Source organism: Bradyrhizobium lablabi (genome assembly GCF_001440475.1).
GTDB lineage: Bacteria > Pseudomonadota > Alphaproteobacteria > Rhizobiales > Xanthobacteraceae > Bradyrhizobium > Bradyrhizobium lablabi.
Genome location: NZ_LLYB01000043.1, coordinates 86,383 through 102,770, shown reverse-complemented (window position 1 = coordinate 102,770; position 16,388 = coordinate 86,383). Strand labels below are relative to the sequence as shown.

The 16,388-nt window shown below is 61.2% G+C and carries 18 protein-coding genes and 3 pseudogenes; 10 read left to right on the top strand and 11 right to left on the bottom strand.

Annotated elements, in window-relative coordinates:
- Nucleotides 1-124 precede the first annotated feature (124 nt).
- Nucleotides 125-367 carry a hypothetical protein gene (locus CQ14_RS43285; RefSeq protein WP_156434698.1) on the bottom strand — a complete coding sequence of 81 codons (243 nt, stop codon included), beginning with the start codon at nucleotides 365-367 and terminating at the stop codon, nucleotides 125-127.
- A 138-nt stretch (nucleotides 368-505) separates the two neighbouring features.
- Between CQ14_RS43285 and CQ14_RS43280 the strand changes: the two genes are divergently transcribed.
- Nucleotides 506-709 carry a hypothetical protein gene (locus tag CQ14_RS43280; RefSeq protein WP_156434697.1) on the top strand — a complete coding sequence of 68 codons (204 nt, stop codon included), beginning with the start codon at nucleotides 506-508 and terminating at the stop codon, nucleotides 707-709.
- 479 nt (nucleotides 710-1,188) lie between these two features.
- On the opposite strand, the gene CQ14_RS05295 is transcribed toward CQ14_RS43280, so the two are convergent.
- On the bottom strand, nucleotides 1,189-1,389 hold the full coding sequence (locus CQ14_RS05295; RefSeq protein WP_057856870.1) for a hypothetical protein: 201 nt from the start codon (nucleotides 1,387-1,389) through the stop codon (nucleotides 1,189-1,191).
- A 227-nt stretch (nucleotides 1,390-1,616) separates the two neighbouring features.
- Here CQ14_RS05295 and CQ14_RS05290 point away from each other — a divergent pair, with 227 nt between their 5' ends.
- A complete protein-coding gene (locus CQ14_RS05290) occupies nucleotides 1,617-1,928 on the top strand; it encodes a hypothetical protein (RefSeq protein ID WP_057856869.1) in 312 nt (103 codons plus the stop codon).
- A gap of 18 nt (nucleotides 1,929-1,946) precedes the next feature.
- Here the strand turns inward: CQ14_RS05290 and CQ14_RS05285 are convergent, their stop codons facing one another.
- On the bottom strand, nucleotides 1,947-2,729 hold the full coding sequence (locus CQ14_RS05285; protein WP_057856868.1) for a 2-keto-4-pentenoate hydratase: 783 nt from the start codon (nucleotides 2,727-2,729) through the stop codon (nucleotides 1,947-1,949).
- A 3-nt stretch (nucleotides 2,730-2,732) separates the two neighbouring features.
- Complete coding sequence (locus CQ14_RS05280) at nucleotides 2,733-4,484, bottom strand: acyl-CoA dehydrogenase family protein (protein ID WP_057856923.1); 1,752 nt, start codon at nucleotides 4,482-4,484, stop codon at nucleotides 2,733-2,735.
- 195 nt (nucleotides 4,485-4,679) lie between these two features.
- Here CQ14_RS05280 and CQ14_RS05275 point away from each other — a divergent pair, with 195 nt between their 5' ends.
- Nucleotides 4,680-5,585: a LysR substrate-binding domain-containing protein gene (locus tag CQ14_RS05275; RefSeq protein WP_245320207.1), complete on the top strand. Its 906-nt coding sequence runs from the start codon at nucleotides 4,680-4,682 to the stop codon at nucleotides 5,583-5,585.
- Nucleotides 5,586-5,588: 3 nt separating this feature from the next.
- On the opposite strand, the gene CQ14_RS05270 is transcribed toward CQ14_RS05275, so the two are convergent.
- Both CQ14_RS05270 and CQ14_RS05265 read right to left on the bottom strand, forming a co-directional pair.
- Nucleotides 5,589-6,275: an HAD family hydrolase gene (locus tag CQ14_RS05270; RefSeq protein WP_057856866.1), complete on the bottom strand. Its 687-nt coding sequence runs from the start codon at nucleotides 6,273-6,275 to the stop codon at nucleotides 5,589-5,591.
- Complete coding sequence (locus CQ14_RS05265; RefSeq protein WP_057856865.1) at nucleotides 6,275-7,255, bottom strand: UbiA family prenyltransferase; 981 nt, start codon at nucleotides 7,253-7,255, stop codon at nucleotides 6,275-6,277. Before CQ14_RS05265 ends, CQ14_RS05270 begins: the two co-directional genes overlap by 1 nt.
- Nucleotides 7,256-9,354: 2,099 nt before the next feature.
- Here CQ14_RS05265 and CQ14_RS05255 point away from each other — a divergent pair.
- Complete coding sequence (locus CQ14_RS05255) at nucleotides 9,355-9,804, top strand: VOC family protein (protein WP_057856863.1); 450 nt, start codon at nucleotides 9,355-9,357, stop codon at nucleotides 9,802-9,804.
- On the opposite strand, the gene CQ14_RS05250 is transcribed toward CQ14_RS05255, so the two are convergent.
- Nucleotides 9,786-10,025, bottom strand: coding sequence for a hypothetical protein (locus tag CQ14_RS05250; RefSeq protein ID WP_057856862.1), 240 nt, complete (start codon nucleotides 10,023-10,025; stop codon nucleotides 9,786-9,788). The genes CQ14_RS05255 and CQ14_RS05250 overlap by 19 nt on opposite strands.
- 225 nt (nucleotides 10,026-10,250) lie before the next feature.
- Between CQ14_RS05250 and CQ14_RS47515 the strand changes: the two genes are divergently transcribed.
- Nucleotides 10,251-10,379: a hypothetical protein gene (locus tag CQ14_RS47515; RefSeq protein ID WP_283807191.1), complete on the top strand. Its 129-nt coding sequence runs from the start codon at nucleotides 10,251-10,253 to the stop codon at nucleotides 10,377-10,379.
- A gap of 17 nt (nucleotides 10,380-10,396) precedes the next feature.
- Here CQ14_RS47515 and CQ14_RS05245 read toward each other — a convergent pair whose 3' ends face one another.
- From CQ14_RS05245 to CQ14_RS05240, 3 genes are all read right to left on the bottom strand, one after another.
- Complete coding sequence (locus CQ14_RS05245) at nucleotides 10,397-11,077, bottom strand: ankyrin repeat domain-containing protein (protein ID WP_057856861.1); 681 nt, start codon at nucleotides 11,075-11,077, stop codon at nucleotides 10,397-10,399.
- A gap of 311 nt (nucleotides 11,078-11,388) precedes the next feature.
- Nucleotides 11,389-11,556, bottom strand: a complete 168-nt coding sequence (locus CQ14_RS45700; RefSeq protein ID WP_245320201.1) for a hypothetical protein — start codon at nucleotides 11,554-11,556, stop codon at nucleotides 11,389-11,391.
- Nucleotides 11,557-11,752: 196 nt separating this feature from the next.
- On the bottom strand, nucleotides 11,753-11,944 hold the full coding sequence (locus CQ14_RS05240; protein WP_057856922.1) for a DUF3606 domain-containing protein: 192 nt from the start codon (nucleotides 11,942-11,944) through the stop codon (nucleotides 11,753-11,755).
- Between the two features lie 274 nt (nucleotides 11,945-12,218).
- Here CQ14_RS05240 and CQ14_RS45695 point away from each other — a divergent pair, with 274 nt between their 5' ends.
- From CQ14_RS45695 to CQ14_RS41895, 3 genes are all read left to right on the top strand, one after another.
- Nucleotides 12,219-12,518, top strand: coding sequence for a hypothetical protein (locus tag CQ14_RS45695; RefSeq protein ID WP_156434695.1), 300 nt, complete (start codon nucleotides 12,219-12,221; stop codon nucleotides 12,516-12,518).
- A gap of 73 nt (nucleotides 12,519-12,591) precedes the next feature.
- Nucleotides 12,592-12,792 carry a hypothetical protein gene (locus CQ14_RS43270; RefSeq protein WP_156434694.1) on the top strand — a complete coding sequence of 67 codons (201 nt, stop codon included), beginning with the start codon at nucleotides 12,592-12,594 and terminating at the stop codon, nucleotides 12,790-12,792.
- Nucleotides 12,793-12,909: 117 nt separating this feature from the next.
- Nucleotides 12,910-13,137 carry a hypothetical protein gene (locus CQ14_RS41895; protein WP_082649713.1) on the top strand — a complete coding sequence of 76 codons (228 nt, stop codon included), beginning with the start codon at nucleotides 12,910-12,912 and terminating at the stop codon, nucleotides 13,135-13,137.
- 823 nt (nucleotides 13,138-13,960) lie between these two features.
- On the opposite strand, the pseudogene CQ14_RS43265 reads toward CQ14_RS41895, so the two are convergent.
- Nucleotides 13,961-14,206, bottom strand: a pseudogene (locus CQ14_RS43265) (beta-barrel domain-containing protein); the annotation flags it as partial.
- Nucleotides 14,207-15,522: 1,316 nt separating this feature from the next.
- Here CQ14_RS43265 and CQ14_RS05235 point away from each other — a divergent pair.
- Together CQ14_RS05235 and CQ14_RS45690 are read left to right on the top strand one after the other, a co-directional pair.
- Nucleotides 15,523-16,263: pseudogene (locus CQ14_RS05235) on the top strand (SphA family protein); the annotation flags it as partial.
- 1 nt (nucleotide 16,264) lies between these two features.
- Nucleotides 16,265-16,388: pseudogene (locus tag CQ14_RS45690) on the top strand (transporter); the annotation flags it as partial.

The following is a 16,388-nucleotide window of genomic DNA, read 5'->3' as shown; positions in this document are numbered from 1 at the left end:
GGGCTCCTCAGGATGAGGGGATAGACCGGCAGCGGCAGATTCAATTCCTGTAAATAAACGCGGCCCCGCCCCGGCAGCGGTTCAACGCTTGTTGCCGGGGCGGGGCCGAAATCAGATGTGGTCGTTAGCGCTGAACGCCGTTTTTGCGGATCAGGTCCGATAGCTGCGACAGAAGCTCCCGAAGCCTGGCATTCTCCTCGATCAGCGCGTTGGCTTCGTCGGTCTGCTCGTCGCGACGACGGGCAGGCTCATCCCCGCGAAGGGCATTCTCCAGCAATGACAGAGCGTCGTCGGTCGGTTCCTCAACCCAAAATGAAGGTTCAGCGCGGCGGTCTCGCTTATTAAGCTGCGGATGGTCTACTCGCATGATTGATACTCCAATTTTAAAAAGCGGAACGTGCCCCCAGTCACCACGTCGCGCGCGGAGAATGAGGTGAGTCGGCCGGCAAATTTGCGACCAAAATTAGAATCGTGCGGAAACGACCCCGGCGCTAAAGCGGCGTGATTGCGGCAAATCGTTAATCCGCGCGGAGCAAAAACAGCAGCCTGCGCGTGTGATTTAAAGGAATGTTGCCAATTGATAGAGCCGGTAAAGGACTTCCAGCCCGATGAGAACCAGGGCTGCGATCATCAGATAATAGCCAAAATGCATGCGGAAATTGAAACCAATGCCTTTCGCGGCCTGCGCGAATTTTACGCCAAGCCGTAAACCAAACCCGATACGCGTCGGAAGGGACAAGCCTCCGGCGAACTATGCCTCGGCAATCAGTAATGAGAAGGCCTCCGCCGCCGCGGAAGTGACGCCCTGCCCGTGCCGTTGTCGTGAGCCCTCTTCTTGACCGGAGGTCTCTGTTCGACGCCAGCTCACCTGCTCACACACCGTGGAAAATCTTGATTCCCCACAGCACGATGACGATGGCCAATACCAGCGTAGCCGCCGTCAGTACACTTTCTAAGGAAGCGACTCTCATACTAACTCTCCGCTTCCCAGCCCCGCTAACGGTCTAGGCGATTCGTTGATTCGACTGCAATCGCGCGATCACAATGCTTTGAACGTTGCTTAGCGGTTGTGTTTTACGGGTCACACATCTGGGTATGGCGGCGCGCCTCGCAGCCGCAACGGCGCAGCCGCGCGCCCGCAGAAGCGGAAACCCCCACCTCTCCCGGCAGTTTTCGATTGAAGAAGGTCTATTCGGGCCGGCTTGCCGGGACGTAGGAGCCGGCCGGAACCGGCGCGCTTCGCCGCTGCTCGGCGTGCGCCGCCAGGCGATCGTACTCTTCCGCTACCTTGAGCAGACGTCCCTGGTCCTTGACCGCATTCGCGGCTAACGCCCTTGTCTGTTCCGCACGCTTGCGCCAGTGATCCGCGTTGGTCAAGAAATCCGTCATTGATACGCCCCTACGGTGGTCGCTCCCCAGCCCACCGCCAACGTCAGAAAGGACGGCGATACGTCAAAAATTTGGCCTAATCCGATCTGCCGTGTGACTCGAACGTCGCAGGCGCCGTCCGCCAAGCCTTTTCGCCGTTGCCTTTCCGACGCAAATTTGCCCCGGACTCAATGGAAAGCTGTGTCGTTGGAACGGCCACTGTGCCACCTTGTGATCAGGAAATTGTCATGAGTACCGAACATCCACCGCATGGCCGACAGGTCCGCATCGATACATTTCGGGCCGGATATCGCGACAACGTCGTGCCGCTGCATCAGGACAATCACGTGATTGGCGTGCGCGAAGCCCCGCTTCGGGGCGACGCGCTCCTCGCCGCGCTATCGCCGCTGCTCGACGAAGCCGACGGACTTCGGCGCGATGAAGCGCGGCAGCAGGACGCCGGTAACGTGATGCTGCTGCTTGAGGAGAATGCCCGACTGCGAAAGCTTGCGGTCAGGCTGTCAAACCTCCTTGGCGACCTTCCCGCGCAGAGCAGCTAAGATCGAAACCGCTGCGGATCAGGCGTAAGTTGCGGTTACGCTCCCGAACGGGCCGAAATCCGCGACAAAGGTGTCGCCCGGCTTCGGCCGCAGCATGCCGGTCAGCGTTCCCGTGCTGACGATCTGCCCCGCCTTCATGCCGATGCCGGTACGCGAGAGTTCGTTGGCGAGCCAAGTCAGCGGCACCATCGGATGGTCGAGCAATTCACCCGCAGTGCCCTTTCGCCGCAGCGTGCCATTGCAGCTCAACACCACTTCCTGTCCGGCGATATCGCGCGTCTTCCAGTCGGGGATCGCCTCACCGCAGGCGATGATGCCACTTCCCGCACCATCGGCGAGGATCGCCGGCAGCGGCGGAAACGCGGCGTCGTGGACGAAGCGGCATTCGGCGAGTTCGATTCCCGGATGTAGCGACACCACCGCCTCGGTGACTTCCTCCACCGTGTACGGCTTTTCGCGCGGCGGCAGGTCGGCGCCGAGTATGGCTTGATATTCGACTTCGGGAATCGGGCTGCAGACCTTGGCGTGCTCGACGGTGGCCAGTGACGGCACGACCGGCATCATCACCCGGCCGTAGATCGGCTGGTCCGTGCGAAGCTGCCGCTGCAGCCCTTCCTTCATCGCCGCGATCTTCCAGCCGACGACGTCCCAGCCCAGTTCTTCCGCGACCATGCCGGCGATGCGATAGGCCGTCGCATTGTCGGGCGGCACGAGGCGTTGATCGAGGCCGCTCTGCTGGCGGCCTTCACGGCGCAGCGTGGCGAGCAGGCTTGCGAGTTCGCGTTGAAGTGCAATGTCCATGATCTACCCCTGCACCAGCGCGGCAGCCTGGCTCATCGAAACAGGCGCATCGCCCAGCAGCAGATCGATCGCTTCGTTCTCCCAACGCTGCGCCTGCAGATTGGCGGAGGAATGTTCAGCCAGACGATGCTCGAGCACGAAACGGGAGAGCAGCAGGCGGCGCGCATCGCCGCCGGCCTGGCCGAGCCGCGTGCCTTCGGACGCCAGCAGTGCGGCCGTCGTCGCATGGTAGAGTTTACCGGCGGCGATCCGGCAAAAACGCTCGTTCTCCGGATCGGCCGCAACCTCTTCCGCAAAGCGCATGGCATCCGTCAGCGCGCCGGAAAGGCGCGTGCGGAATTGACCCGGCATCCCGGCCGTATCTTCCAACTGGCGGCCGAGATCGTCGCGCAGCGCTTCGTGGCCGCGCGCCTTGCCGACCGCGCGCTGCACCGCATCCAGCGCGTTGATGTTGCTGGTGCCTTCCCAGAGCAGGCCGAGATGCGCATCGCGGATCAGTCGCGCGTTCGGCCAGTCCTCGATGTAGCCGTTGCCGCCGCGCGCCTCCATCGCCCCCGTGGCGACGGTGACATTGTCCCGGCACGCGCGATACTTTGCGATCGGCGTCAGCAGCCGCAGCACTTTGTCGGATGACGTCGCCGAGTAGAGCAGCGCCGACAGCGCCTGCTCGGTCGGCACCATCAGCTTGAGCAATTGCCGTCGCATTAGCGGATGATCGATTACGGCACGCCCGAACGCGTTGCGATGCCGCGCGGCAATCATCGCCTCGTTCAGGCAGCGCCGCATCATGCCGGCGGCGCGCGCCAGGTGCGACACGCGGCTCGAATTCACCATCACCAGCATATGCTTGAGGCCCTGATCGAGCTCGCCGAGCTGGTAGGCGACCGCGCCCTCGAACACGATCTCGCCGCTCGCCATGGTGCGGCTGCCGAGCTTGTCCTTCAGACGCATGATCCGGTAGGAATTCCGCCGCCCATCGGGCAGCACCTTTGGCATCAGGAACAGGCCGAGGCCGCGCCCGCCGGCCACCGCCCCCTCGGGCCGCGCCAGCAGCACCGCGAGTTCAGCGTCGACGTTGGAGCAGAACCACTTTTCGCCCCACAGCTTCCAGTCCTTGCCGTCCCTGACAGCAAGCAGTTCGCCGGCGCCGACATCGGAACCGCCGGTCTTCTCCGTCATGAACTGCGCGCACTTGAACAGCGTGGCGGGATCCTGGCTCCACATCCGGTCGAGATAGCGCTGGCGCAGCTCATCGTTGCCGAAACGGCGCACCAGTTCGGAAGAGCTGTCGGTGAGGTTGACCGGGCACAGCAGGCCGAACTCGGCCTGCGCAAACAGATAATGAAAGACGTATTTCGCGAGCGGCGGCATCGGCGCTGGCCAGCCCATCACGCCGGCGCGGTTGCACATCGCGTGCATGCCGAACTTTCCGAACGCGATGCTTTCCATCTCGCGATAGGCCGGGTGATATTCGATCCACTCCTCGTCGCGGCCGTAGCCGTCGCGCGGATGCAGCACCGGCTGATGGCGCTCGGCCTGGTCGGACAGATCGTGCAGCCGGCCGCCGGCGAGTTCGCCGAGTTCCGCAAGACGCGGCGCAAGATGCGCCAGCAGCGGCGCATCCATGTAATGCGGCAACAGGTCCCGCAGGCTCTGGTCGAGCGAGTAGAAGTTCAGCCCGCGGCAGGTCGGCGCCAACGCGCCGGAACGCTGGGCCACCGCCTCGCGGCTGGTCAGATCGACATGAATGGTCATGGGCACCTCCCTCGGCTTCGCCTGCCCGGGCTGAAGCAGCGCCCGGGGCGAATGCCGGGGTATGGCCTGCGGCATGCCCGTGCAAACGACTTGTTGGGTCGGCGCCTTGAGCCAGAGTCAACACCCGTTTGCCGGCCGGTCCTTTTCCACTAAACTCGCCCGATGGCATCACGACGACTTCCTCCCTTGCATGCGGTGCGGGCGTTCGAGGCCGCCGCGCGGCATCTGTCGATCACCCGGGCGGCGGAAGAGCTGAATGTGACGGTTGGCGCCGTGAGCCGGCACGTCCGCGCGCTGGAAGCGCGCATGGGGACGGCGCTATTCCTGCGCGGCTCGCGCGGGCTGGCCCTGACCTCGGCAGGGAAAACCTTCGCCGATTCCGCCCGCGAGGCGCTGGACCGGATCGCCGACGCCGCCGACGGGCTGCGCTTGCGGCGCTTCCGCCGGCTCTCGGTCGGGGTCTACGGCTTCTTCGTCTCGCGCTTTTTGCTGCCGATCTGGCCGACACTGAATGCGGCCTATCCCGAACTCGAAGTCGACCTGCACACCAGCTCCAATCCGCTCGACCTTCTCGCCAGCCGTTACGACGCGGTGATCGCCGTCTCCGACGGGCAGCCGCGCGCCGGGCTCGTCACCCATTCGTTGATGCCGATCGCGACCGTGCCGGTCTGCGCGCCGGAGTTTTTGACGAAGGGCGCGGTGGGTTTCGCCGCCGTTCCCCTCCTGCATGCGCGGCCGCGTCCGGACGATTGGCGGCGCTGGCTCGATTACGCGCAATTTACCGACGTACCCGTGCAGGGCGGCAGCAGCTTTGAAAGCCTCGGCCTGACCATCGAGGCCGCAGCCGCCGGCATGGGCGTCGCCATCGCCATCGACGGCCTGCTCGCGCCCGATCTCGCCGGCGGCAACCTGGTCAGGGCCCATCCGACCATCCGCCCGACGCGCCGGCAGTTCGTGCTCGAATACGAGCAGCGCATGGCCGACGATCCCGCCGTGACCGCTTTCGTCGCCTGGCTGAACGACGCGCGCGGCGAGCCCGCGCCGAAGAAGGGCGCGGCGAAGAAGGCGGTCATGAAGGCGGGCGCAGAATATGCGCGCTAGGTTTTACGACCGCGCAAGAACAGGTAAGAACAACGCATCGTCGAACCTGGCAAACGTCTGCCATCCATCGATCGAACTCGAAGACCTGATCAAAGCCTGCGCGCCGACCCGCCGGGCGACGAGCCCATCGCGATCCACGCGATCTCCGATCACCAGCGTTTGATGCGGCTTCACGCCAACGGCGGCGATCAGAAACTCAAGGCCCCGGGGATGAGGCTTCAGTGATTCGATGCCTTCGTCCCCGGCGAATACGACGTGATCTGCAGTAAGGCCGAGCGCTTCCAGCTTCGCTTGCGCCGGATAGTCCGAGAGGATGCCGATCGGCCTGCCGCTTTGCCGCAGACCTGCGAACAATTGCGTGACACCCGGATAAAGGCAGGCGGCGAGATATCCAAGCGGCCGCCGCTCGATCCACTCGGAGACGATGGCGCGCACCGCATCAGGGGAATTGGCCGTCGCGGCGGCCGTCTGCGCGATCAAGGCAGGTTCGAAATCGATGGCCGCTTCGTCGCCCATCCGTTCCCGGATACGGCGATATCTGGCGAGCACGGCTATGACGTTCAGGTCCCGCTTCAGGAGCGCATGAAGCAGGATGTCCCGCGCCATCCTGAACCGCAATCGGCGCTGCCGATAGAGCGTGCCATCCACGTCGAACACCACGAAGCGGACGGCATCCCAATCCAGCGACATCACTGAACCCGGATGAACTGTTGGGTGGTGAAGATTTCCAGTTCGGGGATGTTGGTGAATGTCATGACCACGAACAGTTCGGTCAACAGGGCGACCAGAATGATCAGGCCGCTTTCCCTGAACAGCTTCTCCGGCTTCTGCGCCGATGAACCCGGCTCCATCGAAAGCGCAAGGTACTTTGCGAACAGCGCGATCACGACCGGCACCGTAACGATGTATTCGATACGGTACTTGATGAGAAAGATGGCAAGAAAGAACACGGAACAGAGCGCGTAAGCGAGGCACGAAACGGCAAGCGACTGCTCCGAGTAGCCGACAAAGCTGGCCCGGTATCGCTCCAGCAATTCCCTGCCGTGCGACGCCGTGATTTCGCGGAATTCCGAAAGCCGCTTCGCCGCCATCAGGAATGCGCCGCCGGCCCAATACATCAGGAGGATCGAGGATGGCGGCAAGGTGGTTGGATCCACCATCGCCCATCCGATCATCAGCCGCAGCGGATTGTTGATGGATTCCGAAAGGACGTCGAGATAGGCCCTGTCCTTTGTTCGCAGTGGCGGAACGTTGTAGACGATACCCTGCAGCGCGAAGATGCTCGCAATGGCGAACATCGACTTGCTGTTGGCGAACGCGCAAGCCAGCCCGATCGCAAGAAGCGCGGCCCATTCAATCAGAACGATATTTTGCTCCAACTGGTTCTGCACCGCAGATCGCCCAACCTTGGTTGGGTGAAACTTGTCGAAGTCACGATCGAGCCATTCGTTGATGACGTAGTTGGCGGACGCAACGCAGACCGCCGTGATCAGGCCGAGCGCGATCGACCTTCCCAGGAAATCCGTATGAACGCCCCGCAGCAAATAGGCGAGCATGATGCCGGGAACGATGAAGATGTGCTTGGTGCTGTGGTCCAGCCGGGCCAGGGCTAGATAGGCCCGCGCCGTCCCCTGCAGCTTCACTGTGGCAATGCCGGTGTCGTTATTCATGAAGCAACGCCACCTGCCCCTTCGGCTCTGGACGCCGTCCGACCTCCGAGGCAGCAGCACCGGGACTGATTTTCCTGATGATGAAACTGTTATCCTCGAAGACCGGCTGCAGGCGATCAAGCATGCCACGAAACTTTTCCGCATTCTGGCGCCGCACGGCAAGATAGAGTGCGCAATCGGGGCATATGCCCCGCATCGTCAGGAGCTTGCTCTCCAGATAGGCTTCGTCCGGTACGCCGCGTATGACGTGCCGCTTCGCGTAGAAGGTCTGCACCATGCTCATCTCGCTGGTGACGACCATGGCGCCTGCCGGCACCTCGGCCTTGATACGGCGTCCGAAATTGGCCAGTTGCCACGCCTCGGCGTCACCACGAACGGTGATGGCGGCTGCGGAAACGCCGAGAACAAACAACGCGCAGGGCAAGGCGAGATTGGCCAGCAACTTGAGATTTTGCCGCGACCACGAGGCCGGCATGGCAGAGACGCTCTCGTCGAGCAGCGAATAGATGCAGGTCACGCCGATGGCGAGCATGGGAGTGGCGAGGACCAGCTGATAATCATGTATGACGTAATGCCCCTGCATGATGACCGCCCACCCCAGCCAGGGCGCGCAAAGGGGCAGCACGAGTGCGACAAATGAATCGTTGGGAGTGCTCTGGCGGCGGCGAACCGCGGTCAGGAATAGCGCAAAGATGCCGACGATGCCGAGCGATCCGCAGAACACCTGCGTGCGAACGATGTAGGCATCGAAGAAATGCGGCAGCGAGGAAAACGCGTTGAGGCTTTCGATGGTTTCCAGTTGGCCTTCCACGGGGTGAACCCGCGTCGACAACGGCAAATACTGCGTCAGCCCCAGACGGAACGTGAAGATGGAGCACAGGTCCGCAAAGGCCGTCGGATCGGACAGGGCAAAGATGGCTAACGTGCCCGCGCCTGCCGCGGCGGCTGCCATCGCCCAGCAAAAACCGACCTTGAAAATCTCCGATCGGCGATCGAAACCGTACGCTAGCAGCAATCCGGGCAGCGCCAGAAACGCTTCCCAGGAAGTAAAGCAGGCAAGAAAAAAGACGAACGCGCTGAGCCCGAGGTCCAGGGGCCTGTTGCGGCCGGCATCGGCGCCCTGCAGGTACCGCAGCATGAACAGCAGGGCCACCGAAATTCCGAGCATGGCCATGTTGACCGGCAGCAGAACCAGGCCGTAGCGCAATGTGGCGGGCATCAGCAGAAAAGCGCAGCCGCACACGATGGCTGCTCTTGGCTTGAAGAACATCGAGGCGATGACCCACATCACCCAGGCGTTGGTGATGGCAACCACGGCCATGAACAGGTGCATGGCGCGAATGGAATCCGGGAAGGCCTGCGGAACCAGACTGAGGACGTAGAAGTAAAACGGCGGCCAATGCAGATAATTGTCCGGCTGGGTCGTCAAGGGATCGAAGTTCTCAATCGGCATGCCATGCAAGCCGATGATTCCGTGACTGGCAAACGCCTCGGCGACCGTCCCGAAATGTGCGCTGGCCCAAGCATGCGGGTAATAGAAGTCCGTGAGGCTTAACGCGAGCCAGATAATCAGGAGGCAGGCGAGGAACGGCAAGATCCAGGTGACTACATAGCCAAGCACCTGATCCGTTGTTCGGGGTTCCCCTGCGCTCGCTTTCGCGCCGACCGAGACTTGCGCCACCGTAACCTCGCCTTCCAAGCACACCCNCGAACTGCTTGAGACCAACACACAGCGTTCGACGACGCGGACGTATTGACCANCCTATCGAATGCTGTCCGCGGAACACGCGATCGCAGGTCGCCACCATAAACACCGTACTCTATTAAACAAAACTTAAGATTGCATACCTTGAGATGCAGCCAAAAGTTGAATGAGCGTTGTCCCCGTTCGAAAGATCCGATTGTCCACGCTCGTTCCACCGATGCCCGCGGCGAAGACGGCGGCCCTGAAGACAGGCACGGAATACAGGCGTTGAGTTTTACTCAAGCCGCGTTCGAAAAAGCTCGTTTGCCAGCCTGTCACGGCTCTGACACAGACGCTCCCACGATCCAAAGCGCGCATTGTCGAAAAACCGCGCTTGGAGATCCGAGGAGCAGGCATGACGACGCAGAGCGAGTGGCAATATCCCTACGGCACCAGGCAGCGCTACCACCTGCAGCACGTCCACCTCTTCGCCTCCGACATCGACGCGACGATCGAATTCTACAGGCAATGGTTCGATGCCGAGGTGATCTGGGACGGTGGCGTCGTCGGCGCGCGCAACGTCTTCATCAAGATCGGCATCGGCGCCATGCACCTCTACGACCAGCCGCCGAGCGGCGACGGCAAGAATGCGGTCCATCATCTGGGCATGCAAGTCGTCGGCGTTCACGAGGTGTATGACCGGATGAAGTCCGCAGGCCTGCACATTCCGAATCCGATCCGGCCAACGGGCGGCGGAGGCGGCTATTTCATGCTCGGCGCGCCGGATGGCGTCGTGATCGAAGTCTTCGAGACCGGCGCACTGCGCGAAACGGTCGTGCGGGATTATTACGGCTTTGGCGGATAGACCGGCGCTTCAAACGTAGCACCTGCCGGCGAGGGGACGAGTCTCGCTACCCCCCTTTGCTCGACGAGTTCCAATGCGGCCTCCATCTGCCGAACCCGCCGCAACAGCAGCTCGCGAGGCATGCCGGGCCGTGCCTGGTTTGCCGCCTCCCTAAAGCACTGAACTTCTTCCGCCAGCCGCTCCTCGAAAGTCTTCTCCCGTTTGACGCGCCGTGTCTGCATGCCGGTGCTCCTTGTTTATGAGGGCCATTAAAGCCAGCGCTGCAGCATCCGTCTGTTCGCCACCAGACTCTTCGGCCGGGCTTCCCGAAGTTCCGTTCAGTCGTCATGAAGCCGGAACAAACATCTCCACCGAACGCACTGGACAACTCGGCCCCGTAGTTCCCTCGTCTTGCCAGAAGGTGATTCGTCTGGCGTCCTGACATCAAAGCCGTTGAGGAGGGAACCATGCTCAAAACTATTCTGGTGATGGCGGCCATGACCATCATCGCCGGCCTCGCGACGATCGCAATTTCCGAACTCCTCACCCGTCGGCACCCGCAAGTCGGCCCGCCGCCGCGGCGCCGAGCGTTCTAGATCCGCGCCGCAGTGGGCTACTTCGCACCGGCCTGTTCCAGGATCGCAACCATGTCGCGATAGCCGCGGCTTCGCGCCAGCGTGAGCGGCGTCGCTCCGCTTCCGTCGGGAATGTTGACGTTGGCGCCGGCCTCGACCAGGGCGCGCAAGGTCTCGGTGTGGTTCCTGCCGCCATCACCAAGCACGATCGATTCGATCAGCGCGGTCCATTGCAGATTGTTGACGTGATCGAGCGGCGCTTTGGCGGCAATCAATGTCCGAACGATCTCGGCGTGACCGAGATGCGCGGCCGCAATCAGCGCCGTGCCGTCATAACGGCTGGTAACGGCCTTCGGGTCGCCGCCGCCCTCGAGCGCGATCCTGAGCATCGGCACGTCGTTGGCAACGGCTGCGATGGTGATGATGTCGTAGCGGTCGATCTCCAGCCTGTTCGGATTGGCACCTAGCCGGATCAGGGCACGCGCCGCATCGTGCTGTTTCTGATAGACCGCGACATGCAGCGGCGTGCGATGGCGCGCATCGAGCGCCTCCTTGTTTTCGAAAGCCGTGATACGCCTTTCGATATCGGCGATATCGCCCCGCGCGGCGGCCGCATGCAAGCCCGCATACGCGCGCAACTCCGCCTCGGTCGGCGCGACCTGCGCTGATGCGGACGGCACGGTCAGGAGCGCGATAACGAGCGCGGCGAGGAAACGCATGAGAAAAGCTCCAGCCACTACCGTCCAAGTGCGGAACCCGCGGAAGGTTCGCGAACGTTATTTTGCGGAACTATGAAAGCCGAAGGTCTGCACATCAAGTAGCCGTTCGGTCGGCCATCCACCGGGCGGCCGCTCTCCTTAAGCGGCTCCACTATGTGTTTCCACTTTTTCCCTTGGTGTCATGCCCCTGTGGCATAGCCATTGCATCCTTGTCAGTGACTGGGATTTCAGGGCCCAGTCTGAGACAAGGCGCCGCCGGGACAATCCATTTCGAGCCCGGCGGCGCTTCTTTTGAGACGACCCCCGGGCAACTACCGCTGCCGGGTTCGCGACTTATCTGGAGGTTGTCCGTTACCCTTCTCGTCACGGGCGATGCCCTGTTGAGCTGCGGTCTGCGACGCTGGCCTGGGCATTCCTGCCTGTCCGCCGTGCTTGCCGCCGATGTCTTGTCGGCCTTCCAGATCGTTTTCTTTCGGCATTCGAACCTTCCTGGTTCAGCTGGCCGTTATCGCTTTCAATCGCTTTGCACGTCCGTGTTGTTCGAGCCATTGACATATTGCACTCGCACGGCATGCCGGCGCCGCGCTGACATCCCCTCTCCTTGTCCGATGTTCGCTTTGGATGGTTCTCACCAGCCCTGCCCAAGCGGAAAGCACATCGGGCAGTCGGGATCTGTCACGAGTGAGGTGCACCCAAGAGTCCAAGTTCTTTCCGCACCGCAGCGGCTGAGCTGCCGACCTTGTCGACGGCCCTTCGCAATTCTTCCTTCGAAACGCCGAGCGCCTTGGTCCAGTATTTGACCTCATAATCTTCCTGCATGTTGATCTTGGAGCGGTCCGGCTGGTCACGTTTGGTCAGATTATCCATGATGCTTCCTCCGGCCAGATCAACGCTGTCCAAAACTTCCTGTTCCTCCAGAACGCGATATGGACAGCCCTGCTCCGCTCTGAACCGCTGATAGGAGGCGATCGCTTTGTTGGAGAGAAGAAGCGGCCGCCTTTCGCCCTGACGGACCATCGTCTCAATGGTGTCGAGCAGATGGCCCGCGGCCGTGTCAGGATTGCCGAGCTCACCTGTTGCGTCGAGGTAGTCCCAGGCGATCTGGAAGGACTCGGCGATTGAGTATTGCAACGTCCGGCTCATGAACAACGAACGTTGTCAGGTGCGGCCCGTTCCCTTGAGCAATCCCTTGAAGGAGCTGGCGCGCCTTCGCGCAGATCTCAGGAATCTCGAACAATCAGGGGACGTGATCCTTCCTGTCACCACCAATGCTGCAGGGCTTATTGAGGAAGTACGCGGCTGCCCGGTTCGCCAGACCTGCTTGCCCTGCACCAAGAGCCTCAGCTTCGCGACGTCGAAGCTGAGACTCCTGGAGGCCAGCCCTTCACCCACAAAGGGCCACGCCGAAATCACAGCACCGGACAGCCGTCTCTCGCCATAACAAAAGTTAACCGCAGGGGACCGCGATAAACCAGGTCCGGCCACGCGCCTCGGGCGCGAGCGAGAACCGATGCGTGCAGATACACTGGCAGCCGTCACAAATTGAATATGACGGCGGCAAGTATCATCACCACGAGCAGGCCACACGAGACAACAACAGCGGTGAACATTTCATCGGTCACCGCGCCTCTTTAGACGGCGCGCGAATTTTTGAGCACGGCCAATTCCGCTCATATGCCATCTTTTCCCGGCATACCTTCGCGTACTCAATTTGAGCATCGCACTCCATTCCCTCATTTGAACGCGGTTACTTCTACGCGACGAAGCCCGGAAGACCGCTAGGAACTCGAACGCCCCCTGGCACGTTGGGTGGACAGAATCGGAGACGACCGATGAAGTTGTTGACCGAGTACCTGGAGCACGCGCTCACCTTCGAGCGATTGGCTGCCGAAGAAACCAATCCGGAACTCCGAAAGTGTTTCGAGATGCAGGCGGTCGCTTATCGGAAGCTCATCTCCGAACGCGCGGCTAGGTATGGCCTGCCGCAACCAAGCCCGCCTCCTGTCCGTCCTCGCCCGCAATCCCACCCTCGATTTGCTCTGTCAAAACAATCGGCCTGATTTTCCTCGATAACGAAGCCTGCAGGTGCGCGCGGCCGAGACCTGAATCCGGGTTCGCCGATCAAGCGACGTTTCTTCCAATGGCTGGCGCTCCAAATGATCGACCCGAGCGCGCCGCAAGATCTTGATTTTCGCGAACAATGTCCTCTTGGGCGCACCTCAGAATGGCAGAATCAAAATCCGCTCGATTGTTCAACGATTTCAAGGCGCATTTGGAAGAAAGACGAAAAACGCGGCGGGAGCAACATCAATAGCTTGGCTACCGTTCCCAGATGAAAGCGGCCCTTTCAGGCAACTTTGAAACGATCGATTGGGCAAGGCGGCAGCTCTGAGCCACCAGGGATGCGAGCGGATGGTCAGCGATGTGCGCGGCCTTGCAAATGCAAAGGCCGCCCCGGAAGGCGGCCTAAAGATCATCCTCGATGCGTCTCAGGGGACGGCCAACGACTGCCAAAGCTCCNGACCTAGTGGGGTTCAAGCTTTTCGGCGGGAATCCGCAGTTCTGCCGCCCGTNTCTTTACGTTCGTTCCTGGAAAATTCGTGCTCTCGGCGCTCGAAGGCGTCGAGCTCTTTTTGTGCCGCCTCAAGAAAGCGGTCACGTGGTGTTACTGCCAATTGAGCAAGTCCCGTCATTACACACCCTCGTCTGGGGCCCTGCGGCAGCATACCCAAATGCCGAAATCCCGAAAAGGTTCATGACAGTAAAATTACGGGCAAGCCGGCGCTGTCACGGGATAGGGTTACCGCCAAGCATGGTCGTTGCCTGCTATTGGAACCGTTCAAAGCTTGCATTCCCCTGCTCGATTTCCGAGCAAAGTTCCCATCAGCGCTCGCGAAATGCTCGCGCCACCTGATCAAACAGCGGCTTGGTCAGATAAGAGCCCACGGTACGATCGGTGGTCTTGATGAAGGCCTCGACCGGCATTCCCGACACCAGCGATTTCGGCTCTATCGCAATCTGCGCCGTGTAAGCCGTGTAAGCCGTGTAATAAGTCATGCCGGTTCTTTGTTCGGCAGTCACATCTGCCGAGACGCGGCTGACGGTGCCGCTAATCTCCGGCGTCGTGCACTGGTTGAAGGCAGCGTCAAGAGCGTCGGTGTATCAGCGCATCCTTTGGACGCTGTGTCGGTCTGCAAGACTCCCATGAGACCGCGCACATCGTTCGCGGTCACCAGATGATCGGGAGCATGCCTTCACCTGATCAATGACACGGACGCTGCGGAGGCCATGCCGATGCGGCGACTGATACTCCCATTCGCGCTTCTACAGCCGCCGTGCGCGCAGTAAGCCGCAGTCGGGCCAAGGCGGCCGATCCGTGCAAATTGTCTGGCATAGACTTCCCGCAGCCACGCGGAACGTTTGGGGGAAAGCGCTAGGCAGCTATGCCGTGACCGCGCCCTATTTCGTTGCGCCCGAAAACCGCAGTTACTATAAGTACTTGAAAGATGGTCGGAGTGGCAGGATTCGAACCTGCGACCCCTGCGTCCCGAACCCAGTTATCGGGCCGCATAGCGCTGAAAAGTCGAGAGTTTTGGCTTCATACGATACTGGTTAATTTCGTTTGTTGCTGACGTAGCCGGGGTTATCCCGGGGTTGGCGCTCCATGTAGAACAGCTTTTCGACCAGAGATTTTCGGTTGGTTGCGGGGACATGCAACCACCTCAAATTACTATTTCAGGCGGTCGCTTAGCGTTGCCCTCCGAAGGCAAAGGTCACACCTTCGAATCGTTTCGGGTGCGCCATAAAATGAATTACCTAGTCAAACGCCCCTGTAGGGTTAAAGCAAAACCCACCACAAACTCACCAAAAATGATCCAGCTATGGCGCAGAATCTGCGGCAGTGGGCCGACGCTACGGCAGGGTTTGGCTCGGAGGGGACGAAAGCGGGCGACGCACGCCCCAGTGCTCGCGCACGCCACCGAAGCATTGATGTCGCGGCTTCCCATTGTGATCGGCTAAGCGCCCTTCCCCGAAGCCTGCATCAAACCGATAGATTCTCTACTTATTCCTTAGGCACGGGATGCTGTTTGTGCACGAACGGCCGCTTTTGCGCCAAAAGCTACCCTTGGCGGGCTCGAGATCCAACTTCCGCTTTACCCCCCGAAAGCAGACTCAACTCGGAAATCGCGGCATGTCCGAAAAGTGCCCAACAGCGGAAGTGGGCCACGTTTGTCGGCTTCGCTGCCAGTCGCTGCCGAGGTAATGGCAGCAGTGTGCACGATCGCAGTATTACGCGTGGCGTCTGAGACACAGCCTCCATCAAAACGACCGGGTCACGGATCGGCGAGCCGATTTGGCATGGACAGACCAGGGGGCGCCTAGCATGTTTTTAATTTTCCTAGGCCGCCGACTGGCCCAGCAGCGGAAACCCTGGGGATCGGCCAATGCAGTGCCTGCGATCAGGGCTGAGGCCCGGCGTATTTTTGCGATTCCTTGGCGTCGCGGCGCTTGCTGCACTGCTCGCGTCTGTTCAAATCGCTCGTGCCGATGAAGGTGGCGTCAGCTTCTGGGTGCCCGGAACGTTCGGCAGCCTCGCGGCCGTGCCCCAACAGGCGCCAGGGTGGTCGGTAACCTCGATTTATTATCATACCTCGGTTTCCGCCGGTGCCGACGTGGCGCGCGCGCGCGAGTTCACGCTCGGTCGGATTCCCACGAATCTGACGGCCAACGTGAACGCCAACCTAAATTCCAATGCGGATACCGGCTGGTTGATCGGGGCCTACACCTTCGCGACCCCGGTGCTGGGCGGCCAGGCTTCTGCCAGCTTGATGGGAATCTACGGATCCAACTCGACGTCGCTGGCGGGAACGGTCACAGGGACATTGACGACGCCGGGAGGTGCTACCCCCTTCTCGCGCTTCGACAGCATCAACAGCTCGCTCACGGCATTCGGCGATCTGTACCCACAGTTCACGTTGAAGTGGAACGCCGGTGTGCACAACTACATGACCTACATCACGGGGGACATCCCGGTCGGGGCCTATCAGTCGGACCGTCTTGCGAATTTGGGGCTTGGGCACTGGGCGATCGACGCTGGAGGTGGCTATACCTATTTCGATCAACAGACCGGGCATGAGTTTTCAGGGGTGCTGGGATTTACATACAACTTCGTCAACCCCGCCACTNATATCAAAGCGGCGTCGACATGCACTTCGACTGGGGCGCGTCGCAATTCCTGACCAAGCAGTGGCAGGTCGGCCTCGTGGGTTACGCCTATCAACAGCTCGGCTGCGACACCGGTTCCGGCGAT